The 24,977-nt window shown below is 64.3% G+C and carries 32 protein-coding genes and 1 pseudogene; 15 read left to right on the plus strand and 18 right to left on the minus strand.

The window, feature by feature from the left end; genetic code table 11:
- The first annotated feature begins 30 nt into the window (after positions 1-30).
- Entirely contained in the window at positions 31-882 is an 852-nt protein-coding gene (gene sseA, locus IVB13_RS05450) for a 3-mercaptopyruvate sulfurtransferase (protein WP_018454123.1), read from the plus strand.
- Between the two features lie 2 nt (positions 883-884).
- Here sseA and IVB13_RS05455 read toward each other — a convergent pair whose 3' ends face one another.
- The gene (locus tag IVB13_RS05455) at positions 885-1,727 is read right to left on the minus strand and encodes a hypothetical protein (RefSeq protein WP_247488017.1); all 843 of its coding nucleotides are present in this window, start codon (positions 1,725-1,727) and stop codon (positions 885-887) included.
- Between the two features lie 321 nt (positions 1,728-2,048).
- On the opposite strand from IVB13_RS05455, the gene IVB13_RS05460 reads away from it, so the two are divergent.
- Together IVB13_RS05460 and IVB13_RS05465 are read left to right on the plus strand one after the other, a co-directional pair.
- Positions 2,049-3,239 carry a L,D-transpeptidase family protein gene (locus IVB13_RS05460; RefSeq protein ID WP_247294976.1) on the plus strand — a complete coding sequence of 397 codons (1,191 nt, stop codon included), beginning with the start codon at positions 2,049-2,051 and terminating at the stop codon, positions 3,237-3,239.
- 156 nt (positions 3,240-3,395) lie between these two features.
- Complete coding sequence (locus tag IVB13_RS05465; RefSeq protein ID WP_247361146.1) at positions 3,396-4,364, plus strand: NAD-dependent epimerase/dehydratase family protein; 969 nt, start codon at positions 3,396-3,398, stop codon at positions 4,362-4,364.
- Positions 4,365-4,368: 4 nt separating this feature from the next.
- Here IVB13_RS05465 and IVB13_RS05470 read toward each other — a convergent pair whose 3' ends face one another.
- Positions 4,369-5,331 carry a D-2-hydroxyacid dehydrogenase family protein gene (locus tag IVB13_RS05470; protein ID WP_247294971.1) on the minus strand — a complete coding sequence of 321 codons (963 nt, stop codon included), beginning with the start codon at positions 5,329-5,331 and terminating at the stop codon, positions 4,369-4,371.
- Between the two features lie 104 nt (positions 5,332-5,435).
- Positions 5,436-5,651, minus strand: a complete 216-nt coding sequence (locus IVB13_RS05475; RefSeq protein WP_247488020.1) for a hypothetical protein — start codon at positions 5,649-5,651, stop codon at positions 5,436-5,438.
- Between the two features lie 232 nt (positions 5,652-5,883).
- Between IVB13_RS05475 and ettA the strand changes: the two genes are divergently transcribed.
- Positions 5,884-7,533 carry an energy-dependent translational throttle protein EttA gene (ettA, locus tag IVB13_RS05480; protein ID WP_018454130.1) on the plus strand — a complete coding sequence of 550 codons (1,650 nt, stop codon included), beginning with the start codon at positions 5,884-5,886 and terminating at the stop codon, positions 7,531-7,533.
- Between the two features lie 7 nt (positions 7,534-7,540).
- Positions 7,541-8,767 (plus strand): lytic murein transglycosylase, encoded by a 1,227-nt coding sequence (locus tag IVB13_RS05485; RefSeq protein ID WP_085351863.1) that lies wholly within the window; start codon positions 7,541-7,543, stop codon positions 8,765-8,767.
- Positions 8,768-8,854: 87 nt separating this feature from the next.
- On the opposite strand, the gene IVB13_RS05490 is transcribed toward IVB13_RS05485, so the two are convergent.
- Positions 8,855-9,139 (minus strand): hypothetical protein, encoded by a 285-nt coding sequence (locus IVB13_RS05490; protein WP_007613695.1) that lies wholly within the window; start codon positions 9,137-9,139, stop codon positions 8,855-8,857.
- 212 nt (positions 9,140-9,351) lie between these two features.
- A complete protein-coding gene (locus tag IVB13_RS05495) occupies positions 9,352-9,696 on the minus strand; it encodes a hypothetical protein (protein ID WP_018454132.1) in 345 nt (114 codons plus the stop codon).
- Positions 9,697-9,832: 136 nt separating this feature from the next.
- Here IVB13_RS05495 and IVB13_RS05500 point away from each other — a divergent pair, with 136 nt between their 5' ends.
- The 3 genes from IVB13_RS05500 (at position 9,833) to bfr (ending at position 11,185) form a co-directional block, all read left to right on the plus strand.
- Positions 9,833-10,129, plus strand: a complete 297-nt coding sequence (locus IVB13_RS05500; protein WP_143274228.1) for a hypothetical protein — start codon at positions 9,833-9,835, stop codon at positions 10,127-10,129.
- 161 nt (positions 10,130-10,290) lie between these two features.
- On the plus strand, positions 10,291-10,563 hold the full coding sequence (locus IVB13_RS05505; RefSeq protein ID WP_026232673.1) for a (2Fe-2S)-binding protein: 273 nt from the start codon (positions 10,291-10,293) through the stop codon (positions 10,561-10,563).
- A 133-nt stretch (positions 10,564-10,696) separates the two neighbouring features.
- Entirely contained in the window at positions 10,697-11,185 is a 489-nt protein-coding gene (bfr, locus tag IVB13_RS05510; protein WP_018454135.1) for a bacterioferritin, read from the plus strand.
- An 83-nt stretch (positions 11,186-11,268) separates the two neighbouring features.
- On the opposite strand, the gene IVB13_RS05515 is transcribed toward bfr, so the two are convergent.
- The 4 genes and pseudogenes from IVB13_RS05515 to IVB13_RS05530 form a co-directional block, all read right to left on the minus strand.
- The gene (locus IVB13_RS05515; protein WP_026232674.1) at positions 11,269-11,871 is read right to left on the minus strand and encodes an MSMEG_1061 family FMN-dependent PPOX-type flavoprotein; all 603 of its coding nucleotides are present in this window, start codon (positions 11,869-11,871) and stop codon (positions 11,269-11,271) included.
- Positions 11,872-11,922: 51 nt separating this feature from the next.
- A pseudogene (locus tag IVB13_RS05520) lies at positions 11,923-12,115 on the minus strand (hypothetical protein); the annotation flags it as partial.
- 67 nt (positions 12,116-12,182) lie between these two features.
- Positions 12,183-12,527 (minus strand): hypothetical protein, encoded by a 345-nt coding sequence (locus IVB13_RS05525; protein WP_085351861.1) that lies wholly within the window; start codon positions 12,525-12,527, stop codon positions 12,183-12,185.
- Positions 12,528-12,672: 145 nt separating this feature from the next.
- Complete coding sequence (locus IVB13_RS05530; RefSeq protein WP_247488022.1) at positions 12,673-13,764, minus strand: alpha/beta fold hydrolase; 1,092 nt, start codon at positions 13,762-13,764, stop codon at positions 12,673-12,675.
- Positions 13,765-13,889: 125 nt separating this feature from the next.
- On the opposite strand from IVB13_RS05530, the gene IVB13_RS05535 reads away from it, so the two are divergent.
- Positions 13,890-14,156: a DUF2277 domain-containing protein gene (locus tag IVB13_RS05535; protein WP_018454139.1), complete on the plus strand. Its 267-nt coding sequence runs from the start codon at positions 13,890-13,892 to the stop codon at positions 14,154-14,156.
- 96 nt (positions 14,157-14,252) lie between these two features.
- On the plus strand, positions 14,253-14,468 hold the full coding sequence (locus IVB13_RS05540; protein ID WP_018454140.1) for a hypothetical protein: 216 nt from the start codon (positions 14,253-14,255) through the stop codon (positions 14,466-14,468).
- Positions 14,469-14,477: 9 nt separating this feature from the next.
- On the opposite strand, the gene IVB13_RS05545 is transcribed toward IVB13_RS05540, so the two are convergent.
- The 3 genes from IVB13_RS05545 to IVB13_RS05555 form a co-directional block, all read right to left on the minus strand.
- On the minus strand, positions 14,478-14,993 hold the full coding sequence (locus IVB13_RS05545) for a collagen-like protein (RefSeq protein WP_247294967.1): 516 nt from the start codon (positions 14,991-14,993) through the stop codon (positions 14,478-14,480).
- A gap of 113 nt (positions 14,994-15,106) precedes the next feature.
- The gene (locus IVB13_RS05550) at positions 15,107-15,355 is read right to left on the minus strand and encodes a helix-turn-helix domain-containing protein (RefSeq protein ID WP_018454141.1); all 249 of its coding nucleotides are present in this window, start codon (positions 15,353-15,355) and stop codon (positions 15,107-15,109) included.
- Between the two features lie 217 nt (positions 15,356-15,572).
- Entirely contained in the window at positions 15,573-16,340 is a 768-nt protein-coding gene (locus tag IVB13_RS05555; RefSeq protein WP_247294965.1) for an SDR family oxidoreductase, read from the minus strand.
- Positions 16,341-16,451: 111 nt separating this feature from the next.
- Here IVB13_RS05555 and IVB13_RS05560 point away from each other — a divergent pair, with 111 nt between their 5' ends.
- Together IVB13_RS05560 and IVB13_RS05565 are read left to right on the plus strand one after the other, a co-directional pair.
- Entirely contained in the window at positions 16,452-16,937 is a 486-nt protein-coding gene (locus IVB13_RS05560; protein ID WP_018454143.1) for a molecular chaperone DnaJ, read from the plus strand.
- A 61-nt stretch (positions 16,938-16,998) separates the two neighbouring features.
- Positions 16,999-17,541: a transposase gene (locus IVB13_RS05565; RefSeq protein ID WP_085351857.1), complete on the plus strand. Its 543-nt coding sequence runs from the start codon at positions 16,999-17,001 to the stop codon at positions 17,539-17,541.
- A gap of 229 nt (positions 17,542-17,770) precedes the next feature.
- Here the strand turns inward: IVB13_RS05565 and IVB13_RS05570 are convergent, their stop codons facing one another.
- Together IVB13_RS05570 and IVB13_RS05575 are read right to left on the minus strand one after the other, a co-directional pair.
- Positions 17,771-18,031, minus strand: coding sequence for a hypothetical protein (locus IVB13_RS05570; RefSeq protein ID WP_007613673.1), 261 nt, complete (start codon positions 18,029-18,031; stop codon positions 17,771-17,773).
- A 151-nt stretch (positions 18,032-18,182) separates the two neighbouring features.
- A complete protein-coding gene (locus IVB13_RS05575; protein WP_247294963.1) occupies positions 18,183-18,569 on the minus strand; it encodes a RidA family protein in 387 nt (128 codons plus the stop codon).
- Between the two features lie 448 nt (positions 18,570-19,017).
- Here IVB13_RS05575 and IVB13_RS05580 point away from each other — a divergent pair, with 448 nt between their 5' ends.
- Positions 19,018-19,452: a hypothetical protein gene (locus tag IVB13_RS05580; RefSeq protein WP_018454147.1), complete on the plus strand. Its 435-nt coding sequence runs from the start codon at positions 19,018-19,020 to the stop codon at positions 19,450-19,452.
- A 117-nt stretch (positions 19,453-19,569) separates the two neighbouring features.
- Positions 19,570-20,298 (plus strand): SDR family oxidoreductase, encoded by a 729-nt coding sequence (locus tag IVB13_RS05585; protein ID WP_085351856.1) that lies wholly within the window; start codon positions 19,570-19,572, stop codon positions 20,296-20,298.
- Here IVB13_RS05585 and IVB13_RS05590 read toward each other — a convergent pair.
- Positions 20,295-20,948 (minus strand): glutathione S-transferase family protein, encoded by a 654-nt coding sequence (locus IVB13_RS05590; RefSeq protein WP_247294961.1) that lies wholly within the window; start codon positions 20,946-20,948, stop codon positions 20,295-20,297. The two genes, IVB13_RS05585 and IVB13_RS05590, sit on opposite strands and share 4 nt — an antisense overlap.
- Before the next feature lie 266 nt (positions 20,949-21,214).
- Here IVB13_RS05590 and IVB13_RS05595 point away from each other — a divergent pair, with 266 nt between their 5' ends.
- A complete protein-coding gene (locus IVB13_RS05595; RefSeq protein ID WP_085349134.1) occupies positions 21,215-21,652 on the plus strand; it encodes a VOC family protein in 438 nt (145 codons plus the stop codon).
- A gap of 164 nt (positions 21,653-21,816) precedes the next feature.
- Here IVB13_RS05595 and IVB13_RS05600 read toward each other — a convergent pair whose 3' ends face one another.
- The 3 genes from IVB13_RS05600 to thiC form a co-directional block, all read right to left on the minus strand.
- Positions 21,817-22,335, minus strand: a complete 519-nt coding sequence (locus IVB13_RS05600; protein ID WP_247294960.1) for a mismatch-specific DNA-glycosylase — start codon at positions 22,333-22,335, stop codon at positions 21,817-21,819.
- 296 nt (positions 22,336-22,631) lie between these two features.
- Complete coding sequence (locus IVB13_RS05605) at positions 22,632-22,940, minus strand: hypothetical protein (RefSeq protein ID WP_247488024.1); 309 nt, start codon at positions 22,938-22,940, stop codon at positions 22,632-22,634.
- A gap of 123 nt (positions 22,941-23,063) precedes the next feature.
- Complete coding sequence (thiC, locus tag IVB13_RS05610) at positions 23,064-24,962, minus strand: phosphomethylpyrimidine synthase ThiC (protein WP_247294956.1); 1,899 nt, start codon at positions 24,960-24,962, stop codon at positions 23,064-23,066.
- Positions 24,963-24,977: the final 15 nt, after the last annotated feature.

The following is a 24,977-nucleotide window of genomic DNA, read 5'->3' on the forward strand; positions in this document are numbered from 1 at the left end:
CGCTCGCCCGGAATAATAGAAAGATCTCGCATGCCCACCGATCCCCTCATCTCTACCGAATGGCTCGCCGCCCACATCAATGACGCCAACGTCAAGGTGCTCGACGCCAGCTTCAAGCTGCCGGGTGTGCTGCCATTGCCGAAGGACGATTATCTCGCCGCGCATCTGCCGGGCGCGGTGTTCTTCGACGTCGATGCGATCTCGGACCATTCCAACCCGCTGCCGCACATGTATCCGAGTGCCGAGCAGTTCGGCCGCGACGTCGGTCATCTCGGCATCTCCAATGCCGACACCGTCGTGATCTATGATGCCGGCGGCTGGGTCGCTGCTCCCCGCGCGTGGTGGATGTTCCTGGCTTTCGGGCACGGCAATGTGCGCATCCTCAATGGCGGCCTGAAGAAGTGGCGCGCCGAGGGGCGTCCGGTCGAGAGTGGCGAGGCGAAGCCGAAGCCTGCGACGTTCACGGCCAGCTACGATTCAAAACGCGTGCGCAGCATGCAGCAATTGATCGCCAACGTCGAAAGCCGTGCCGAGCAGGTGATCGACGCGCGCGCCGCCGACCGGTTCGAGGGCCGGGCGCCGGAGCCGCGCGCAGGCATCCGCTCCGGCCATATCCCGGGCGCGCGCAACGTGCCCTACAATCTCCTGTTCGACGCCGCGACCGGCACGATGAAGCCGCTTGATGATCTCCGCGCTGCCTTTACCAACGCCGGCGTCAGGCTCGATGCGCCGATCGTGACGAGCTGCGGCTCCGGGGTCTCCGCCGGCGTGCTGACATTGGCGCTCTATCGCCTCGGCATCACCGACACCGCGCTCTACGATGGCTCATGGTCGGAATGGGGCCAGGAAAAGGGACCGCCGATCGCAACCGGGCCGGCGTAACCCTACTGACGTGCGCGCGCGGTCGTCGTTGCGGCGAGCGTGGGTTGCGGTTGTCCGAACGGATCGAGTTGCTGAACCGGCGGCGGCGCGCGCCAGACAATGCGGCGGCGCTTCTTGACGCGATGCGCCCGCGGCTTGGTCGCCTTGCTCTCCGGCGACCTGCTGTCGGCCTTAGAGCCGGCCTTGGCCTTCGCCGGCGGACCCTCCCAGGCCGTGGTCGCCGGGTCGTTCAATGCGGCGAACTTCGCGCTCGCCATGTCGAACCTGGACGAAGCCGAGGCTCCGCTGGGGGCGGCAGGTGTTGGTTTGCTCGCGAGAGCGATCGAAACGGGCTTGGCCTCGGCGATGGATGCGCTGGCGTCGGCCGGAGTAAGCGTGTTGCTTGAGGCCTGCACCTCGGCGTCCGTCGTCGTCTCGGCCTTGGTCTTCGCATTGGCCGGTTCGGCCGGGACGTCAGCCGGAGGGGCAACGACCTGCGGCTGACCGTCGGTCTCAGTCGTCAGCGCGACCACTTGTTCGGGCTCGCTCATCGGCAGTGCGATGGTCGGGACTTGATCGCGCAGCGACGGCGTCGGATCGGTGGCCGCTTCCGGCTCGGCGCGGAGGACCGCGAGCACCGGCTGGGCCGGCTCGGGAGCTTGTGCAAACACCTGCTCCTGCGGGCCGTTCCGCCAGGAGGGGTTGCTGACATACTGCTCGTGGCTCGCCCGCAGCAGCGCGGCGGCGCCCAGGCCGAATACCAGGATGGAGGCTGACAGCAGGATCGCGGCAAACAGGAAGCGAAAGCCGGGAAGCATCGAGGGATTGCGAATTTCCGCCCCGGCGGTGAAGTGGCCAGGGCCCATGAGCCATCTGAACGCGGTGACGGTACTGCTTGCCGCGTTCGCCACGCGGGGATCGAAGCTCAAAGCGGAGGCGAATCAGGCTGATTCGAACATACCGCAACGATTCCGCGCCGTTCCGTAAAAAACGGAGCCGGCGACTCCGGCGATCTCGGGCGTGGGCTGATTTTCGCCCCATGATGCAAGGAGGCAACGGTAGTCTTGCGGATCACAAATCGGCAAATCAGGCACAAATCCGCCTGTAATGTCTTGAATGTGCCGCTATCTTCCGTCATCTGGCCGTTAACGGTCCGGACGGGGCCCGGGGACTATACAAGAGCGATGATGATCAAACATTTTCTGACGATATGCGCTGCCGCAACAGTCGCTGCGGCGGGAACCTCGCTCGCACAGGCCCAGAGCTATCCGGTCCAGCAGGCGCCGAGCTATGGCGGGCCGCCGGCCGAATATCGGCCCGGCGACCGCGCGCCGAGTTTCGACGCGCTCGACGATGAAGATGACGCGATGCCGCAGGCAGCGCTGCCGCCGCCCGGTCCGGATCCGCGTTACGGCCGTCCGCCCGGCGCTCCCCCGGTGTATTCCGCCGCGCCGCCGCAGGGTCCGGTGATGTCGCCCGATGATCCCCGTTATGGCCGTCCCGCAGGTGCCCCCGTCTACTCGGCCGCGCCACCGCAGGGTCCCGTGACGTCGCCCGACGACCCGCGCTACGGCCGCCCTGCCGGCCCGCCCGCGGTGATCTACGCCGATCGTCCGACTCAGGCGCCCGGCAGTGACGGCCTGCGTCCGCCCGAGGCGGTCGGTGGTCCCGCCGCGACCGGAACGGTCCAGGCCGGGCAGCCGCCCGTTGGTGCCGACGGCCGGCCGATGGTGATCGCGTCGCTGCCGCCCGAGGAGCAGCCTGACGCTGCTCCGGCGCAGCTGCCGCAGAACCTGCGCCGCCAGGAGGTCTCGCTGGCGACCAAGGAGCCGGCCGGAACACTCATCGTCGATACCCCGAACACCTATCTCTATTACGTGCTGGGCAATGGCCGTGCGATCCGCTACGGCGTCCGCGTCGGCCGCGACGGCTTCACCTGGACCGGCGTGCAGAAGATCACTCGCAAGGCCGAGTGGCCGGATTGGCATCCGCCGACCGAGATGATCGAGCGCCAGCCCTATCTGCCGCGTTTCATGGCCGGCGGTCCCGGCAATCCGCTCGGCGCCCGTGCGATGTATCTCGGCTCGACCGTCTACCGCATCCACGGCACCAACCAGCCCTCGACCATCGGCAAGTTCGTGTCGTCCGGCTGCATCGGCATGCTGAACGAGGACGTCTCCGACTTGTTCGATCGCGTCAAGGTCGGCACCCGCGTGGTCGTGATGCCGGGTGGTCCGCCGCCGGGAACGGCGACCGCATCCGCCGCGCCCATGCCCGGCACTGCCGGCCCCGCACCAATGGCCGCGCAGGCCGGCCCGGTCGGAGGCACCCAGCTGACAGTGGTGCCGCCGCTGCCCGCGCCCGTCACCGTGCGCTGAATCGGCTTCGCAAGAATTGATCTGATGACGGCGCGTGGCCTTCGGTCACGCGCCGTCATCATTTGACGCATGCGTGCAAGTCTCACTTGCGCATACTTGAACGGCTCCGCACCTCGATTACGTCCGGGAGGATTGCAACGAATTGAGGAGCACAGGATGCGCATCTTTGTTGCGGGCGCGACCGGCGCGGTCGGTCAGTATCTTGTTCAGGCGCTGGTCGCCGCGGGTCATTCGGTGATCGGCACGACACGGAGTGCGGCAAAAACAGACCTTGTGCGGCGATTGGGTGCGGAGACGGTCGTTGCCGACGGCCTCGATGCCGACAGCATGCGCGCTGCGGTGATTGCGGCAAAGCCCAACGCCGTCATCCACCAGATGACAGATCTCGCGGCCGCCACGGACCTCCGGCATTTCGATCGGGCTTTCAAGCGAACCAACGAGCTCCGCACCCGCGGAACCGACATTCTGCTCAACGCCGCGCGCGAGGCCGGCGCCAAGCGCTTCATCGCGCAAAGCTTCTGCGGCTGGACCTTCAGTCGCGCCGGGGGAACGGTCAAGACCGAGACCGATGAACTCGACTCGAATCCACCGCGAGAGCTGCGACGCACGCTTGAGGCAATCCGCTATCTGGAGCGAATCGTCACCGCTTCGACGAAGCCGGAGGGCATCGTGCTACGCTATGGATTCTTCTATGGACCCGGCACCGGCACGCTCTCGCCGGCGATGATCGACCAGCTGCGCCACCGGCGTGTGCCGGTAATCGGTGACGGCGGCGGCACGTGGTCGTTCATTCACACCGAAGATGCAGCCTCTGCCACGCTCGCCGCGCTTGAACGCGGACGCACCGGCAGCATCTACAATATCGTCGACGATCATCCGGCGCCGGTGAAGGATTGGTTGCCCGCGCTGGCCGAACTCCTCGGTGCCAAGCCGCCGCGTCACATCCCCGCCTGGCTCGGGCGCCTGCTTGCGGGCGAGCATATGGTTGCGATGATGACGGAGGTGCGTGGAGCCTCCAACGGCAAGGCCAAGCGCGAGCTCGGTTGGCTGCCGGCGCATGCCTCCTGGCGCGACGGCTTTGCCGATGCGGCACGGCAGCCCACCAGCCAGCGCTCGGCGGCCTGAGGCATCACGCCAGCTTGCGCGGCAGCTCACTGCCCTTGGTGAAGGCGTCGATCGCCTCGACCATCTGGCCGTAATGGATGCGCAAGCCGTCCTCGGTGGCGTAGCCGAGGTGCGGCGTCAGCACGAGGTTGTCGAGCTTGCGGAAGGAATGGTCCGTCGGCAGCGGCTCGACCGAGAATACGTCGATGCCGGCGCCTGCAATCCTCTTCTGCTGCAACGCCTCGAGCAGCGCCTGCTCGTCCACGATCGGCCCGCGCGCGGTGTTGACGAGGAAGGCCGTCGGTTTCATCCGCGCGAGATCGGAAGCCCCGACCAGCCCGCGCGAGCGCTCGCTCAGCACCACATGGATGCTGACGATGTCGGCCTTGGCGAACAGCTCCTCCTTGGTGGCGTAGCCGACGCCGGCATCCTTGCACTTCTCCGGGGTCAGGTTCGGGCTCCAGGCGATCACGTTCATGCCGAACGCCTTCGCGATATCAGCCATCTTGCTGCCGAGCTTGCCGAGCCCGACGACGCCGAGCGTCAATCCCTCGATCTCGACGCCGGCAAAGGCCTGCCAGGGCTCGCCCGCATGCATGCGCGCGTTCTCGCGGCCGATGCCGCGGGTCAGTTCCAGGATCAGGCCCATGGTGAGGGGCGCGGTCGGATCGCGCGAATATTGCGTGCCGCCGATCGTGACGCCCCGCGCCTTGGCGGCCTCCATGTCGATCGAGGCGTTGCGCATGCCTGACGTCAGCAGGAGCTTCAGCTTCGGCAGGCTTTCGAACAGGCTCTTGGGGAACGCGGTGCGCTCGCGCATCGCGCAGACGATCTCGAAATCAGCCAGCGCGCTCGCCGCGGCCTGCTCGGAGGCGAAGGGATGGCTGAACACGGTGACGTCGATGCGGTCGGACAGGCTTTGCCAATCGGCGACGTCGAGGGCGAGGTTGAAATAGTCGTCGAGAATTGCACAGCGCAGCCGCGTCATCAGCGTTCTTCCATGGCGAGAGGTGGAACCAGGCCATGGTTGCGCGCAATCAGGACCGTGCGCAAGCCGTTCGCGTCTTCAAAAATCCGACAGGTGATAAAGGCTCAGAGGTCGCGGGGCTTGAGCCGGAACGGCGCATTTATGCCGTGCTTGGCGCGCCAGGCCGGGCCGGGGCCGCGCATGTAATGCAGTTCGGGCCGGTAGGGGTTGAAAGCGGTGGCAAAGAAGCGCTTCCAGAAGCCCTTGATCTCCGAGGCAAATGCGGAGGCGCTGCCGGCTTCCGCCGGAACGGGAAGGGAGTTGGTCTCGATCATGGCCATGACGCTGTCTCGCTGTGCTCCCCTTCATTCTGAGCGGGTGGCGCTGTTTCCGCGCGAAACCGAGCTTTGGCCTGATTTATTAAAAGATGGTTTCAATTGTCCGGATCGGCGGCGGGATGGTGTCCGTCCCGTATTCATCCGTGGTGAACGGAGGGAAAACATTGCCCTTTCGGGGCGGGATCGCTACATCGGCGGCAAGCAAATTTCCTCAAATCGAAGGTTTTCGGGACCGATGGCGCGCCAGTTCATCTATTTCATGCAGGGCCTGACCAAGAGCTACCCGACCCGGAAGGTGCTCGATAACATCCATCTGAGCTTCTACCCGGACGCCAAGATCGGCGTGCTCGGTGTCAATGGCTCGGGCAAGTCGACGCTGCTCAAAATCATGGCCGGCCTCGACAAGGAGTACAACGGCGAGGCCTGGGTCGCCCAGGGCGCCCGCGTCGGCTATCTCGAGCAGGAGCCGCATCTCGATCCGGCATTGAGCGTGCGCGAGAACGTCATGCTGGGCGTCGCCAAGCAGAAGGCCATCCTCGATCGCTACAACGAGCTGGCGATGAACTACTCCGAGGAGACCGCCGACGAGATGACCAAGCTGCAGGACGAGATCGAGGCCCAGGGCCTCTGGGATCTCGACAGCAAGGTCGACCAGGCCATGGACGCGCTGCGCTGTCCGCCCGACGATGCCGACGTGTCGAAACTCTCCGGCGGTGAGCGCCGCCGCGTCGCGCTCTGCAAGCTGCTGCTCGACCAGCCCGAGCTTCTGCTGCTGGACGAACCGACCAACCATCTCGACGCGGAGTCGGTGTCGTGGCTGGAAGGCCATCTGCGCAACTATCCCGGCGCGATCCTGATCGTCACCCATGACCGCTACTTCCTCGACAACGTCACGAGCTGGATTCTCGAGCTCGATCGCGGCAAGGGCATTCCCTACGAGGGCAATTACTCGTCCTGGCTGCAGCAGAAGCAGAAGCGGCTCGAGCAGGAGGGCCGCGAGGACGCTGCGCATCAGAAGACGCTGGCCCGAGAGCAGGAATGGATCGCGTCCTCGCCGAAAGCCCGCCAGGCCAAGTCCAAGGCGCGCTATCAGCGCTATGACGAACTGCTGAAACAGGCGAGCGAAAAGCAGACACAGACCGCGCAAATCACGATTCCGGTGGCCGAGCGACTCGGTCAGAACGTGGTCGACTTCGAAGGGCTCAGCAAAGGTTTCGGCGATCGCATGCTGATCGACGATCTCACTTTCAAGCTGCCGCCCGGCGGTATCGTCGGCGTGATCGGCGCCAACGGCGCCGGCAAGACCACGCTGTTCAGGATGATCACCAAGCAGGAGGAGCCGGACAAGGGCACCATCACGATCGGCGAGAGCGTTCATCTTGGTTACGTCGACCAGTCGCGCGACGCGCTCGATGGCAGCAAGAACGTGTGGGAGGAGATCTCCGGCGGCAACGAGCTGATCCTGCTCGGCAAGAGGGAAGTCAATTCACGCGGCTATTGTTCGTCGTTCAACTTCAAGGGCGCCGACCAGCAGAAGAAAGTCGGCGCGCTCTCCGGCGGTGAACGCAACCGCGTGCACCTTGCGAAAATGCTGAAATCCGGCGCCAACGTTCTGCTGCTCGACGAGCCGACCAACGACCTCGACGTCGACACCCTGCGTGCGCTCGAAGAGGCGCTGGAGGATTTCGCCGGCTGCGCCGTCATCATCAGCCATGATCGCTGGTTCCTCGACCGCATCGCGACCCACATCCTGGCCTTCGAAGGCGACAGCCATGTCGAATGGTTCGAGGGCAACTTCCAGGACTACGAGAAGGACAAGATGCGCCGGCTCGGCCAGGACAGCATCATCCCGCACCGCGTGAAGTACAAGAAGCTGACGCGGTGATCTCAAAATGATGCGGCGGGTGCTGATAGCTGCGGTGATCGCTATCACCTGCGGCCTGTCGCCCGCGGGCGCTGCCGACGCCGCCTTCGCGCAGTTCATCGCCTCGCTGTGGCCGGAGGCGGAGGCCGCCGGCGTGTCGCGCGCGACGTTCGAGCGAGAGACGCGCGGGCTCGAGCCGGACTACAAGCTGCCGGATCTGATCCTGCCGGGGCGTCCCGCAACGGGGGCGCCGTCACAGGCCGAGTTCGTGCAGGTGCCGGCCGACTATGTCAGGGAAGCCTCGATCGCGCGGCTTGCGGGCGAGGGGCAGCGGTTGCTGCAAAAATATCGCCCCGCGCTGACCGAGATCGAGAAAAACTCCGGCGTGCCTGCTACCGTGATGCTGGCGATCTGGGGCCGCGAGACCGACTATGGCCGCTATACGCTGCCTTACGATCTCGTCCGCGTGCTGGCGACGCAGGCCTATGTCGGCCGCCGCAAGGACAGCTATCGCAACGAGTTCATCCTCTCGCTGAAAATTCTCGGTGACGGCGTAGTGACACGCAAGGACATGCGCTCGTCCTGGGCCGGTGCGACCGGGCTCACGCAATTCCTGCCGTCCGAATATTACAAGCATGGCGTCGATTTCGACCGCGACGGCCGCATCGACATCTGGCACTCGGTGCCGGATGCGCTGGCCTCCGCCGCGCAGCAGCTCGTCAACAAGGGCTGGCAGAGCGGTGTACGCTGGGCCTACGAGGTGCAGGCACCGGCCAAAGTCGATTGCACCGCCGGCGTGCCCGAGGTGACGAAGCCGATCGGCCAATGGCTGCGCGAAGGCTTTGTACCGGTGCGTGGACAAAAGCTCACTGCCGCCGAGCAGGCACAGCCGGCCTCCCTGCTGCAGCCTGAAGGCATCTACGGCCCGTCCTTCCTGACCACGAAGAACTACTTCGTGATCAAGGAATACAATTTTTCCGACCTCTACGTGCTGTTCGTCGGACATCTCGCCGACCGCATGACGAGCCCGCAACCGTTCGCGACCCCATGGTCTGCCTCGAAGCAATTGCGGACCAAGGACGTCGAGGCGATGCAGCGGGGGCTCACGCGCGTCGGGCTCTACAAGGACAAGATCGACGGCAAGGCGGGCATGCAGACGCGCGCTGCGCTCGGCGCCTACCAGAAGTCGGCAGGCCTCAAGGTCGATTGCTGGCCGAGCGAAGAGGTGCTGCGCTCGATCCAGGCGGCGCGATAGGCGCAGGGCTGGCTAAAAGAAAAAAAGCCCGGCCGAGGTGCTCGGCCGGGCTTCGATCGCGGCGCTCATGAACGCCATGCGGTCAGATCAGTAGCAAACGCGAACCGGGCGGACGGTCCAGCCGTAGCCATCCCAGTAGCGCTGGCGCTGCCAGTAGCAGGGCGGGGGCGGCGGGCCGGGCTCGGCCACATAAACCGGTCCACCATAGGCGGGACGGCTCGATGCGATGGCGCCGCCGACGATCGCGCCGCCGATCAGGCCGGCTGCGATGCCGACGCCGACCCCGTCATGGGCCTGGGCGGACGGCGTGGCGGTCACCAGCGAACCGGCGATCGTCGCAACCGTGAGGGCGGCAACTAAAGTCTTCTTCATACTCTTGGCTCTCCTGAGAGATGGATGCTCCTTGTTAGGAGCGCCCGGGGTTCAAAGGTTCACGCAGACTCTGATGGAATTGGCCTTGCAGCTAGGAAGCGCGCAAATGGTCAATCCGCGGTAAACGCACACGGAGCTGTGACGAGAAAAAGCGGTCTTTTTCAGGCCCCTAAATGGACGGCGCATCTGGAATGAGCCGGCTTGGGGCGACTTCAGCCACAGACTCTGGCGCGGCGGACGCGCCAGGCATAACCGTCCCAGAAGCGCTGCTTCTGCCAGACGCAGCCGTTGCCGTAATAGTCGTCCGCGACGTAGCCCGGGCCCGGCGCATAGTAGCGCGGCGGATAGTAGCCGGCGCCATATCCGGGACCATATGCGTAGCCCGGGCCAGGGCCTGGCCCGTAATAATACGGAGAGGCCAGCGCCCCACCGACAATGGCGCCGCCGATGATTCCGGCTGCCACACCCGCGGCGACGCCGCGTTGCGCCTGGGCTGGTGTAATGGCGCTAAGGGCCACAGCGGCGACGGCAGCAATTGCCAGGAGCGACTTCTTCATTGGCTGACCTTTCGAGCAAACACGCGGGAACTCTTTGAGGGTAAAGTTCCATACTTCGTTTGAATGATCAATGAACGGCACCTTTGCCGGGGCGACCAATCGGTAGGGACCGCAGCCCAGCCAGGGGAGGGCGACGATGGGTAACGCGATGATAAATGCATTGATCGCTGCCGGGATCGTCTTCGCGATCGGCTACGGCTGGATTACCCATCTCCAGAACCGCGGCCAGCGCGGCTCCCGCGCCGGGGCCAGCGTCAATGGCGGCGGCGACACCGCCACCGGCACGAGCGACGGCTTCTCGTTTGGGAGTTGGTTTTCCAGCGATAGTTCCGGCTGCGCGACCGACGGCGGCAGCTGTTCCAGCAGCGATAGCGGCAGTAGTGGCGGAGATTGCGGGGGCGGCGGCGATGGTGGAGGCGGTGGGGGCGACTAGGTCCGCCGCAATCTTGATCCAGTGCAAGGCCCTATTTTAGAGCCGTTCTAGGCTGTTTCCGGGCTAGTTTGGAATAGCTTCAAATTCCGCTTTTTCCTTTTGCATCCGGCCGGCCCCTTAAATATCGATGATGGCGCATCACCAAAGGGCCTGCCGCTTCCATGATCGTTTGTTCCTGTAACGTGCTGAGCGATGACGACATCCGCGCCGCCGTCGCCGAGTCCGACGACGCTGTGCGCCATGCCAAGCAGGTCTATGGGTGTCTCGGCTGTAGCGCCGAATGCGGCCGCTGCGCTCGGACGATCAAGACCATTATCGACGAAGCGCTTGGCACCTGTGCCACGTCCTGCTGCTCCGGCTGCCCGCACAACCACACTGTGGCGGCGAACGACGAGACGGCCCAGCCGGCCGAGTTCGCCCTCGCGGCCTGCTGAAATGCTCCGCAACCCTGGCTGAGCTTTTCCCCGGCTGCGTCCCCGTAGCCGGTTGCTCCAGTCTTCAAACTCATTTAGAAGCGTTCTAAATTCGGTTTACGGCCGATTTGGACTGCAAGAGCTGGAGTGAACCATGCAGGGCGACGCAAAAGTTATCGACTATCTCAACAAGGCACTGCGTCACGAGCTGACTGCGATCAACCAGTATTGGCTGCACTACCGCTTCCTCGACAATTGGGGCCTGCGGGACATGTCCAAGGTCTGGCGCAAGGAGTCCATCGAGGAGATGGAGCACGCCGATAAGCTCACCGAGCGAATCCTGTTCTTCGACGGCTTCCCGAACATGCAGGTGCTCGATCCCTTGCGCATCGGCCAGAACGTCAAGGAGATCATCGAGTGCGATCTCGCCGCCGAGATGAGCGCGCGGGCGCTCTATCAGGAAGCGGCGACCTACTGCCACAGCGTCAAGGACTACGTGACGCGTGATCTGTTCGAGAAGCTGATGAGCGACGAGGAGCACCACATCGACTTCCTCGAGACCCAGCTCGACCTGATCGGCCGCATCGGCCTCGAACTCTACACCCAGAAGCACGTTGGCGGGCTCGAGGGGGACGGGCATTAGTTCGGCGCGTTAGCGATGGCACAACTCCGTATCGGCCTGATGCGCGATTGCGCACCAGGCCGGGACGACAGCCTGGACGCCAGCTACAACTGCGTCTTGTAGAGCTCTTCCACGATCTCCTGACTCTGCGGCTCACCAAGGCCGGTCTGCTCGTGGACCACCTCGACGATGCTCGGCATCACCGAGCGCGGCACCTTCTCGGACGACCAAAGCTTCGAGCGCATCAGTGCCTTGCCGCAGTGGAAATAGACTTCGCTGACGGCGACGTTCAGCACCGCGCGCGGCGACTTGCCAAACTCCACCATCGAGGCGAGCAGGTCCGGATCGGCGGACAGCGAGCCGCGGCCGCCGACGCGCAGCGTCTCGTCGATGCCGGGGACGAAGAACAACAGATGCACGAAGCCCGAGCCCTCGACGACATTTCGAAAACTGTCGATCCGGTTGTTGCCGGAGCGATCAGGCATCAGCAGCTGGTTGGGGCCGGCGACGTGGACGAAGCCAACGCCGCCGCCGCGTGGTGAGGCATCGACGCTGCCGTCCGCTCCCGATGTCGCGAGCACGCAGAACGGCGACATCTCGATGAATTTCTTCGCATGCGTGTCGATTGCGGGGCGCGCTTTCGCGATCACGCGCGGGCTCGGCTGGGCATAGATGGTGGCGAGGTCTTCGGCGCAAAGATCAGTCACGAAGGTCTCCCTGGTGGAATGCCCCGAGAATATCATCTCTCGGCCCGATCGCTATCCCCCTTTGTCACGCCGCCGCGTCCAGTCGATCACGCCAGCGCAGTTCAGAGCCCACCAGATCAGGACTGGCTGCAGCGCCAGCCGCGGCCCGTGATAGAGCCAGCTGTTGGGGATGGGTGGAAGGTCGATGGCCCTCCAGGACCTGCTTGATGCTTGCCGCCCACACGCAAGGCGGATAGAGCGCGAGCTCGCGTTCAGTCGTTCACAGGAGCTATCGGCCGAGCTAGCACGCGCCGCGTCGAGGCGCTATCGCGCTACACCGCATCCGCCGGCACGAAGCAACTGATGATGATGGCGCCGCGGTGACGGACGTACCACACCACGGCCTGGCCGACCGGATTGCCGCGGTCGCGGATGATGGCGCGCTCGGGCACCTCCATCCATTGTCCCTCGATCGGCACCCAATAGGCACCGCTGCGCACGTCGTACTCCGTGCGATGGCCGTCGGAGACGTCACAGCAGGGCACGCCGTTCGGTGCGATCACGCTCTTGAACCAGGCGCGGATGTCGGGCGGGACGTGATCATATTGCCCGTTGTCGAACGCGAACGCGGCGCCCGTCAGTGCGGCCAGCCAAACGCACAGTGCGAGCCTGTGCATGCGATCCTCCTCATCGCGTGTCGTGCCGTTGGCGCGCGATTATCCCGCGCGTCGATTCGGACATCGACGCAATTAAGCCCGAGCCGTCAGCGTAATGCATGCTCAAATAATATGCGGGCTAGACGGCCGTTGATGCGATGCAAAATCAGCGGCGCGCAGATTCGATCGTTTGCTGCGGCGCGGCTTGCAGAAATTGCTGGACCTGCTCGCTGTAGAATTTGGCGTTTCCGGTGGTGCCGTGGCCGCGCGTCTCGGTGCTTGCCGGGATGAGATACAGTTTGCTGTTCTTCACCCGCGTCATCGCAGCGTCCGTGATGCCGGTCTCAGGCGGGTTGCGTTCGTCGTCGGCTGAATTGATCAGCAGCAGCGGCGCTTCGATGGCCTCCAGCTTCTCGCCGGCATTGTAGTCATGCGAAGACTCCCACTGGTAGACGAAGTCGTTGGCATCTGCCGTGATCGGCATGGCCAGCCGCTCGTCGACGATCTTGTCGGCCTTCGCCGCCGTCGGCGCCTGCGATTGATAGGCCAGCGTTCCACCGATGCTCGCGATGCCGTAGGCGGTGATGGCGTATTTCATCATGCGCGGCTGGCTGGTGTAATTCCCGCCGTTGTAGTCGGGGTCGCTGCGGATGGTGTCGAGCATGATCCGCCGCAGCATCCAGTTTCGGGATGCCATCTCGGTCGGCTGCGAGGCCATCGGGATCAGCGCGTCCATCGCCTTCGGATATTTCTCGCCCCACAACCAGGTGTGCATGCCGCCCATCGAATTGCCGATGACGAGCCGCAGATGCTTGACCCCGAGCCCTTCCGTCACCAGGCGATACTGGGCCTCGACCATGTCGTTGTAGTCGTATTTCGGGAAGCTCGTCTTCATCCCGTCGGACGGTTTTGACGATTTGCCATGACCGATATTATCGGGGATGATGATGTAATATTTGGAGGCATCGAGTGGCTGCCCCGCGCCGAACAGCTCGCCGGCAAAGGCTGATGACAGCATGCTCGCGCCCGAGCCGCCGGTGCCATGCAGCACCAGGACCGGCTGGCCGCTCGGCTCACCCACGGTTGTGTAGTGCAGCTTCAGCTCCGGCATGATCTCGCCGGTGTGGAACTTGAAATCCCTGGCGATCCAGGCGCCCTGCTTCGGCGTCGGATAATCGGCCGCCCATGCGGATGTCGAGATGGCCGCCAACGAGACGGACAACAGGATGGCTGACAGCGCCGCGCAAGAAGCTTTCATGTCGATTTCCCCCGTGCGGCTCTGGTCGGCGGCCGCGTTGCGGCGGAACTTAGCAGAACTGTCCGGAAGGATGTAGGATTTCGTTTTCGCCGGTCGTCCTTGAGGGAAAGGTCAGGAGAGACTGCATGTGCCGCAACATCAAGACGCTGTTCAACTTCGAGCCGGAGGCGACCGAGGATGAGATCCACGCCAGCGCGCTCCAGTTCGTTCGAAAACTGTCTGGCTTCAACAAGCCGTCGCAGGCCAACGAGGCGGCCTTCGATCGTGCGGTGGCGGAGGTCTCGGAGGCTGCGCGAAAACTCCTGACGTCGCTGCACACCCATGCGCCGGCGCGTGATCGTGAGGTCGAAGCGGAAAAGGCCAAGGAACGTTCGCGGCTGCGGTTCGGTTAGGCGGCTCGAAGGTCCGTTCCGTGACCTGCCTCACGGTGACAACGGTCTCAGCGCGCGATGATGTTCGCCGGGCTTTTGACACCCCGGAGCACGACCATGAGCCGCCCCCTTCTTCCGCTGAAAGCAGGTGCCATCGTTTTCACGTTGCTGTGGACCGCGTGGATGACGTGGTGGAGCGGCTCGTTCTCGAGCGCGAACGTCGTGATCCTGGCCTTGTGCGGCGCAGCGGTCGGCTATCTCTGGTACCGCGCCATGCGCTGGCAGTTCGAGCGCATGGGCATGCTGCCGCGACGCGAGAATGGGACGAAATAGATTCGTCCGTCAGTCCTTGTGGCCGTGCTTCTTCTTTTTCTTCTTCTTCCTGTGATCGCCTTCGCTGTCCTCGTCTTCGTCATCGAGGGGCGCGTCGTCGGTCTCCTGCACCGCGGCTTCCAGCGCCTCGCGCTCGGCAGCCTCATGCTCGCGCTGGCGGCGGCGTTCGTCCCAGGCGTCGAGCAGCTGATCGAGCCACGGCAGCACCTGTTCGATCGACGGAAGTTGGCCCGGAGGTCCGGCTTCACCACGCGGGCCTTGCGGCCCCGCCGGCCCTTGCGGCCCGACAGGTCCCTGTGTCCCCGGCGCCCCGCGCGGTCCCGCTTCGCCCTGCTTGCCTTGCGGGCCGGGCTTGCCCAGCGGTCCGGGCTTCCCGATCGGCCCCGGCTTGCCCTGAGGTCCTGGCTTGCCACGCGCGCCATCCGGCCCGCGCTTGCCCGGATGACCCTGCGGTCCCGGCCGCCCCGGTTCGCCCTGCCGTCCGCGCGGTCCCTGAGGTCCCTGCCGTTTTTGTTCGTCTGCCACGCCGCTGCTCCCTCGACCGGAAGCAAGCTAATTAGCGGCGTTTGACGACAGCGGCAATTCCGCCCGGGCTCGCGCCTGGGCATGATCAACACCAATCGGCGGCACATCGCGCGCTAGTCGTGATAGGCCGGCACCTCTATGCCGGAGGCGGCATAGAGCCTGATCTTGTTGCGCAACGTGCGCACCGAGAGGCCGAGCACGCGTGAGGCGCGCGTGCGATTGCCGTCGCAGCGGGCGAGCGTCTGCAGCACGAGCTCACGCTCGACCTCGTCGACGGTCGCGCCGATCAGCAGCGGAACGATCTGGTTCGGTGAAAGGACATACGCGCCCGGTTCGGACGCAGCGACATGAACAGTGGTCATCGACACACTCCCCGATCAACGCCCGCTTCCGTCTTTGGAAGCGGATCGAGAACAAACGACCCCCAAGCCGTAGATCTACGGTGGGCGGGTTTGGTTAACGAAAGGTTAACAGCGGGCGATCGCACGAATTGACCTTGGGAATGCCGCCGCGCCGCCGCGATTGGCACGGATTGCATATTCCTGCGAGCATACCCCGCAAAGCAGGCATCCCTCCCGCTCACACCGTCCGGTATCCGCCATCCACCATCACGATCGTTCCCGTGACGTAGGCCGACATGTCCGACGCAAGGAAGATCGCGGGACCCACGATGTCCTCGGGCTTGCCGGTGCGCGCCAGCGGGGTGTGATCGACGAAAGCCTGCACCAGCGCCGGATTGGTCGCACGCACATTGGCGTTGATGTTAGTCTCGATGAAGCCCGGCCCGATTGCATTGACGCGCACGCCCTCCTTGCCGAGCTCGACCGCGAGCGCCTTGGTGAAGCCGAGCACGCCGTGTTTCGAGGTGGTGTAGGCCGCCGAGCTCGGCGTGCGCAGATGCACGAAGGACTGGATCGATCCGATATTGACGATGCGGCCCTTGGCTGCTCGCAAGGGCGCGAGGAACGCCTGCGTCATGTTGAAGACGCCGTTGAGGTTGAGCGAGATGATGTCATTCCAATCCTTCGCCACCGTCTCGGTATCGGCGGTGAAGGCGTTGCGGCGGGTGATGCCGGCATTGTTGACGAGGATCGAGACCTGCCCGACCTTGTCGGCGACTTGCCTGGCGAGCGCGAAGCAGTCGTCGCGTCTGGTGACGTCGAGTGCAAAGCTCTCGGCCTTGCCGCCGGACTTGCGGATCCCCTCGGCGGCTTCCGCGACCGTGTCGGCGTTGACGTCGAGCAGCACCACCTGCGCGCCCTCGCGGGCGTAGCCGGCCGCGATGGCCCGGCCGATGCCCGAACCGGCGCCCGTGATGACGGCGATATGGTTTGCGAGCAATGCCATGACAATTTCCTCCCGATTTCTTTTCGAAGTTTCATGAAAGGCTAACTCGAAATTAAGGGGTCGGAAACGGCGCCCTTGGCATACTGATCTTGATTGCTAAACGTTGCGCGCATGATGGAACGGCTCGAATCCTGGAAACTCGCACTCGAACGCCTGCGGTCGGTGGACGGCGCCGATTGGGCCGAGGCCGGACGGCTGGTGGCCGAGATCGCGCGGATGAGCACCGATACCATGCTGCGTCAGGCCGCCGAGCAGGCGCTTCCTGTGCTGCGCCAGGCCGTGGACAATGACGATCACAGCGTCACGCTGGCGGCACGGCGCCGTCTCGGCGTGGTGCTCGATGTCGTTCACGACCTGACCGCGCCGCGCTTCGGGCGCCGCAATGCTGCGCCGAAAAAATTGTCCAGCGAGGATCGTGCCCGCAAGGTGCTCGGCCTGCCGCTCGCGGTGCAGCTCACCTGCGAGGACATCAATCAGGCGTATCGCCGCGCCGCCAAGGGCATGCACCCCGACCAGGGCGGCAGCGCGGAAGCGTTCATCGACCTCGCCGCCGCGCGCGACCTCCTGATCCATCCCGGCGCGTACAAGGACGCGTGAGGGCTCATGTGCTATCCTGTAGCCCGGATGAGCGAAGCGACATCCGGGACGGGTCTAGCCCATGGTTTTGTATCGCAGAAATTTTCTTCCCGGCGGCACCTACTTTTTCACTGTAGCGCTCTTCGACCGCAGATCGACCATTTTGATTGAAAACGTTGGCGCCCTGCGTGATGCCTTCCGGGCCGCTCGCAGGGAGCGCCCGTTCGAGGTCGATGCGATCGTGATCCTTCCGGACCATTTGCATGTCGTCATGAGCCTCCCGCCGCATGACGCCGATTTCGCGGGACGTTGGCGAAGGATCGAGGGGCATTTCAGCAGCGCACTACTGCATGCGGGTATCGACGTAGCCCGCCACTCCAATGGAGAATTGGCTCTGTGGCAACGACGCTACTGGGAGCACACGGTTCGCGACGAAGATGATTTCGCCCGCCACGTGGATTACATTCACTTCAACCCCGTCAAGCATCGCTACGTCCAGCGCGTTTGTGATTGGCCGCATTCGTCCTTTCACCGATATGCGCGGGCGGGATTGCTCTCGGAAGACTGGGCGGGCGATGCCGGCGAAAGTGGGATTGCTTTCGGTGAGCGAGCCCAGGGAGGCTGACCGGGAATTCCCGAATATCGCTTCGCTCATCCGGGCTACGGACGTCAGACTTGGAGTCGGACGCTGGTGCGCCCCGGACAAGATGTGAGTGGGTCCGCCAACCGGCCAGGTTCAAAGCGTGTGCGCGGAAAATGCGTGACGTCGGCCGAAAAACCGGTGGTCCGTCCAAAAGAAAAGGGCGGTCCGCTTGCGCGATCCGCCCTTTGAAATCCGGTCTGTCGCCTCACGCCTAGAGCGTGCAGCGGCGCTCCGCGCGCAGCTTGATCTGGAGCTCCGAGGCGGCCGTGAAGGTCGGGAGCGGCTTGCTGACGACCTTGTAGGTCGACACGCCCCACTGGAACGGCTTGTACTTGAGGTCCTCGTTCCAGACCTGGCAAATGCCGGTGTTGTCCCAGCGGATCACGTAATAGCCGACTGCCGCAGAGGCCGGCACGGCGAACACGGAGGTGGCGATGCCGGCAACGGCACAAAGGGCGAGAACGCGACGCATGAAATATCTCCTGATGGGAACGTGAGAGAAAACTGGTGCGGCAAATCTGCGTGGCTGGCAAGCGGGGCGGCGACCGTTCACGGATATGTCAGCCGTTGGTCGGCTGTTCGGACGACCCTTATCCCTTGACTATCGCCTGACGATCACACGTCTAACTCTTGGCCAGCGACGCCACCGCCTCGATCTCGATCAGCATCTTCGGATCGGGCAGTGCGTGGATCACGCAGGTGGTGCGGGCAGGGTAGGGCGGCGGGCCGAAGGCGCCGGCATAGAGCGCGTTCATGGCGGCGACGTCGGAGGCGCGGGTCAGCAGCACGTTGACCTTGACGAGATCGCGGATCTCGGCGCCGGCCTCCGCCAGCACGCGCTTGATGTTGATGGCGACATTGGCGAACTGCGCCTCGAAGCCGTCGGGCAGCGCGCCGTTCGCGTCGAAGCCGGGAATGCCGGAGACGAACAGGAGATCGCCTGCGCGCGTGGCAAAGGACAGCGGCGGCGCCTTGACGTGCGGCGGGGGCGCGAAATGCTGGATCGGCATGGGATCACCTCGGATGGAGGGCTGGAAGCGCAAGCGTAGCGGCAGCTCGGGGCGCCTCCAACAAAAAACGCGAAAACAACCCCATGCACAGTAGGCATCTAGCAGGAATCATTGAGCTTTCTTTTTCACTTCGGGAAAAACAAAATAATCGTTGCTCCGTCGGGCAAAACAGGGGCAGAATGGCATGATGGCGGGTGAGCGTCTTGTCGCGCCAAACTCCGCCGTCATGCCCCGGCTCGACCGGGGCATCCAGTACGCCGCGGTTTCGGTTCACTATCGCTCTCTCTGGAATACTGGATCGCCCGGTTGAACCGGGCGATGACAGTTGGGTGTGTTGCTACAGACCGCGACTCGCGCCCATCCCATCATGTTGCCGCCCCGATCCATCGGATAGATTCCGCTCGTTCGATTCGTTTCCCTCCTTGAAGAATAGCCCCCGGAGACTCCCATGAAGTTCGCATCCACCCTCCGCGCCGCGCTGGTCGGCATTGCCGCGCTTGCCGGCCTCTCGACCTCGGCTCTGGCCGACGGCGGCACCGTGGTGCTGACGATCTACAAGGCGGGCTGGATCATCGGCGGCTCCGGCGGCTCGGGCGTGCTGAACTTCCGCGGCCGCGCCTATTCGCTCTCGACCGGCGGGCTCGACTACGGCCTCGTCTTCGGCGGCTCCAAGACCGTGCTGCGCGGCCGCGTCTCCAACATCAACCGGCCCTCCGACATCGCCGGCGTCTATGGCGCCGCCGGTGCGGGCATCGCAGTGGGCCGCGGCGCGCGTGCGATCGTGCTGACCAACCAGAAGGGCGCCGTGCTCGAGCTGTCCGGCACGCAGGTCGGCCTGATGGCGAATGCGGATCTGAGCGGGCTTGCGATCACGCTGCGGTAAGGCCGATGTCGTAGGGGGAAATGGGGCGCAAGCGCCGCGCCCACCATCTCTTCCCGACAATTCCGGCCGGGGTCGCTATACTCACGATCCCAGTGACCTCGGCAAGATGGGGATCCCATGGCGAGAGAGTTGGACGGCAAGGTGGCGGCCGTGACCGGGGCTGCGTCGGGCATCGGATTGGCCAGCACCGAGGCGATGCTGGCCGCCGGCGCGCGCGTGGTGATGGTCGACCGCGATGAGGCCGCGCTGAAGGCGCTCCGCGACAAGCACGGCGACGCGGTGATCCCGCTGCTCATCGATCTGCTGGACCCAAAAGACTGTGCAACGGTGCTGCCGCGCGTTCTGGAGCAGGCCGGCCAGCTCGATATCCTGCATGCGAATGCCGGGACGTATGTCGGTGGCGATCTGGTCGATGCCGACACCATGGCGATCGACCGGATGCTGAACCTGAATGTCAACGTCGTGATGAAGAACGTACACGACGTGCTGCCGCACATGATCGCGCGCGGGACCGGCGACATCATCGTCACGAGCTCGCTGGCGGCGCATTTTCCCACGCCATGGGAGCCGGTCTATGCGTCGTCCAAATGGGCGGTGAACTGCTTCGTCCAGACGGTGCGGCGCCAGGTCTTCAAGCACGGCATCCGCGTCGGCTCGATTTCGCCCGGTCCGGTCGTCAGCGCCTTGCTCGCGGACTGGCCGCCGGAGAAGCTGAAGGAAGCCAGGGACTCGGGAAGCCTGCTGGAGGCCGGCGACGTGGCTGAGGTCGTGATGTTCATGCTGACGCGGCCGCGCGGCATGACCATCCGCGACGTGGTGATGCTGCCGACCAATTTCGATCTTTAGGGCGCCAAGCGTGCCCCGGTGAACACCGCCAATTGCGCATCGAACGCCCGCCTGAACGCGGGCCGCGCTTCGCCGCGAGCCACATAGACGGCGATATCTGGATATTCGTCCAGCATGCCTGATGCGTTCAACCTGCGCAGCACTGTCACCATCATGAGGTCGCCGGCGCTGAACGCGCCGTCGAGCCAGTCGGCATCGCCGAGGCGACGGGCCAATTCGCCGAGCCTGACATGGACGCGATCCTGCAGCATGGGCAGCCGCTCCGCGTACCAGCTCTTGTCGCGCTCGAACAGCATGGCCATCCCGAGCTCGACGATCGGCGGCTCCAGCGTGCTCAGCGCAGCAAACATCCAGGCGATCGCGCGGGCCCGGGCGTGCGGCTCCGTCGGCAGCAGCCCGGCGTGACGCTCGGCGATATGGAGCACGATCGCGCCGGACTCGAACAGGGCGAGATCGCCGTGCTCGTAGGTCGGAATCTGCCCGAATGGATGCAGGGCGAGATGCGCGGGTTCTTTCATCGCTTGGAACGAAACCAGACGCACGTCGTAAGGCTGGCCGACCTCTTCGAGCGCCCAGCGCACCCGCATGTCGCGGGCTTGCCCCTTGCCGCGGTCGGGCGAGCTTTCGAAGGCGGTGATGGTGGGGGGCATCGGGAGGGGCTCCGGGGTTGATCGCGTTTTGCGTTCGGAGGACGAATGGAATGAGTGGATTCCGACAGGTTAATGCGTTTTCGTGGACCCCGTAGGCCGCATGAGCGATAGCGATATGCGGGGCAGCTGCCGGCCCCGGATGTCGCTGTCGCTCATCCGGGCTACAAGAAAATCCCGCCGCCGCTGTCGGAACGTCCCTACCTGCCACGTCCTTGGAACATCGGCGCGCCGCCGCGCGCCCGCCCGAGGCGAAAGGATATCCGTTCATGACCTCCATCACGCCGTTTCTCTGGTTCGACAACAACGTGCCGGCGGCCGTCGCCTTCTACAAATCGGTGTTTCCCAACGCCAAGGTTGAGACCGTCAGCGACTTCATGGCGGTGTTCGAGCTCGAAGGCCAGCGCTTCAACGCGCTCAACGGGGGCCCGCAATACAAGTTCAACGAAGCGGTGTCGTTCTTCATCAGCGTGGAGACGCAAGCGGAAGTCGATTATTTCTGGGACAGGCTCACCGCCGACGGCGGCGAAGAATCCCGCTGCGGCTGGCTCAAGGACAGGTTCGGGCTGTCCTGGCAGGTGATCCCATCAGCGCTCGGCCGCTACCTCGGCGACCCCGACCGCAGCAAGGCGAACCGCGTCATGCAGGCGATGATGCAGATGAGAAAGATCGTGATTGCGGATTTGGATAGGGCGTATGCTGGGTGAGGCAGGTGCCCGTGCCCCGGACGCAGCGCATCGCGCCGCTCTTCGCGGCGTGGTGCGCTGCAGAGCCGGGGCCCATGCCGCATCCGTGCCGGAGCTTCTGGGTCCCGGGTCTGCGCTTCGCTTGCCCGGGACACGCGAGCAGGCCAAAGCGGGGACACTCTCGACTATTCCGTTGCAGCGATCCACGCCGCAAGCTCGCGCCACGGCTCCAGCGTCCAATGCCCGGACGCCGCGCCGGACGGCGAGGGCAGCACGAACATCTCGGGCAGACTCTCATCCCGCAGCTGCCGCCCCAGCGCAATCCCGCTTGACGGCCTGCCATAAAACAAGCTCGCCGCCTTCTTGCTCGTGAACGCAATTGTCCTTGGCTGATACTTTTCGATCTTGGCCCTGAACCCCGGCACGTCGATCGTCTCCGCCGCGATCTGGTGATCCATCCCGGCGCCCGATTTGGAAAGATCGGTGAAGCCGATCCCGAGATCGAGCAAGCTTGCGAACTGGCCCGGCTGATAGCGCCGCGGCGTGATCCCGGCCTCATGAATCGCGCGCCAGAAGCGGTTTCCGGGATGGGCGTAATAGTGCCCGAGCTCGGCCGACCGCGTCGAGGCGGCGGTGCCGACGAAGACGAGACGGAGGTTGGGAAGGAGCTGGTCGGGGAGGCGGTGAGGGGATGTATCCGGCACGTCAATTATCCGCGGCTGTAGCCCGCATGAACGGAGTGATATGCGGGGCGGCAAAGACCCGGATGTCGCTGCGCTCATCCGGGCTACGCTTGCCCGCGCTAGTCCGATTTGCGCGTCACACGCACCGCCCGAGCCGCATCTAACTCATAAACTCCGTCGGTGCAGTGGTCTGTCAAAAGATCGAGGCTGAATGATACCCAAGAGTCTCCAATTGCAGACCATGCTTCGCCGGTAAGTTTGGTTTCGTGGACATTGATACTGCGGAAGCTATCCCACGAAATCCGCGGACTAATCCATCACAGGTCATCTGACCGAACCGCGCTAAAATCGACCAACCCTTGGAAAACCACCAGTCCAAGAGCCGGTACCGCAATCACTTGTCCGGTGTCACTTGCAATGCGATCTCGAATGGCGTGGTGTTCCGGATCGATAATGCAAGTATCGCCACACGCGACAACGATCACGTCCCTTCCGTTGGGATGATCGAGCACAGTGGTGCAATCGAAGATGCCTCCCACGAAATTGCCGATCCATGAATCGGAACCCTTGGGATAGAAGCGGACAACCAAACCTTCCCGAAATTCGCGCTCACCGTGTCCGGTCAAAGAGATGGCCGGAGGTCCGTACGGTGGTAGTCCTGGTAGTATTTCAGACCGCATGGGCCGTTCGCATTGCGTTTCCAACTTTGGGGGCGACGATCGTCGCCCCCAAAGTTCGCACGGGCCCGCTCACAACACCCGATTGCTCTCCTTCACCTTCTCCGCATCCAGATACAAGTTCTCGCCCATCTCCTTGAACTTCGCGCTCATCTTAGCCATGCCGTCCTCGGCGGTGCCGCTCATCGACATGCCCACGCCGTTCGGGTCGTTCAGCGTCGCGGCGTAGTCGCGGACGTCCTGCGTGATCTTCATCGAGCAGAATTTTGGGCCGCACATCGAGCAGAAATGCGCGACCTTGTGGGCTTCCTTCGGCAGGGTCTCGTCGTGGAAGTTCTTGGCGGTCTCGGGGTCGAGGCCGAGGTTGAACTGGTCGCTCCAGCGGAAGTCGAAACGGGCGCGGGAGAGCGCGTCGTCGCGCAGCTGGGCTGCCGGGTGACCCTTGGCGAGATCGGAGGCGTGGGCGGCGATCTTGTAGGTGATGACGCCGACCTTGACGTCGTTGCGATCGGGCAGGCCGAGATGCTCCTTCGGCGTGACGTAGCAGAGCATGGCGCAGCCGAACCAGCCGATCATGGCGGCGCCGATGCCCGAGGTGATGTGGTCGTAGCCCGGCGCGATGTCGGTGGTCAGGGGCCCGAGGGTGTAGAACGGCGCTTCGCCGCATTCCTTGAGCTGCTTGTCCATGTTGATCTTGATCTTGTGCATCGGCACGTGGCCGGGGCCTTCGATCATGACCTGGCAGCCCTTGTCCCACGCGATCTTGGTGAGTTCTCCGAGCGTCTCCAATTCGGCGAATTGCGCGCGATCGTTGGCATCGGCGATCGAGCCCGGACGCAGGCCGTCGCCGAGCGAGAACGAGACGTCATACTTGCGCATGAGATCGCAGATCTCGTCGAAATGGGTGTAGAGGAAGCTTTCCTTGTGATGCGCCAGGCACCACTTGGCCATGATCGAGCCGCCGCGCGACACGATGCCGGTGACGCGGTTGGCGGTGAGGTGGATGTATTGCAGGCGCACGCCGGCGTGGATGGTGAAATAGTCGACGCCCTGCTCGCACTGCTCGATCAGCGTGTCCTTGTAGAGCTCCCAGGTCAGCTTGACCGGATCGCCGTCGCACTTCTCCAGCGCCTGATAGATCGGAACGGTGCCGATCGGCACCGGCGCGTTGCGCAAAATCCATTCGCGGGTGGTGTGGATGTTGCGCCCGGTCGAGAGGTCCATCACGGTATCGGCGCCCCAGCGGATCGCCCACACCATCTTCTCAACCTCTTCCTCGACCGATGACGTCACCGCCGAGTTGCCGATATTGGCGTTGATCTTGGTCAGGAAGTTGCGGCCGATGATCATTGGCTCGAGTTCGGCGTGGTTGATGTTGCAGGGGATGATGGCACGTCCCCGCGCGATCTCGCTGCGGACGAACTCCGGGGTGATGAAGGCGGGCACTTCCGCGCCAAAGCTTTCGCCGTCGGCAAGGGCTGCTTCCGCACGCTCGAGCTGCTCCTTGCGGCCGAGATTTTCGCGTGCCGCGACGTAGATCATCTCCTTGGTGATGATGCCGGCACGGGCGAATTCGAGCTGCGTAATCTTGTGGCCGTCGCGGCCGCGCAGCGGCTGGTGATAGGCCGAGAAGGCGCGCGCGGCCTTGTCGGTGGAGACGCTGCCATTGTCCTCCGGCTTGATCTGCCGGCCCTGATATTCCTCGACGCCGCCGCGCTCCAGCACCCAGGCCTTGCGGCCGCGCGCCAGACCGGCGTTGACGTCGATGGTCACGCTAGGGTCGGTGTAGGGGCCGGAGGTGTCGTACACCGGCAGGTTCGGTTCGCCGGCGCCTTCGGACAGGATGATCTCGCGCAGCGGCACGCGCAGGTCGGGCGCGGCATCGGGCGAGGCGAAGATTTTTCGCGACGAGGGCAGCGGGCCGGTGGTGACGGCGGGGACGGTCTTGTCGGGATTGGAGCGGATGTTCATGGGATCCTCCGGTTT

This window comes from Bradyrhizobium sp. 17 (assembly GCF_023073515.1).
GTDB classification, from domain to species: domain Bacteria; phylum Pseudomonadota; class Alphaproteobacteria; order Rhizobiales; family Xanthobacteraceae; genus Bradyrhizobium; species Bradyrhizobium canariense_D.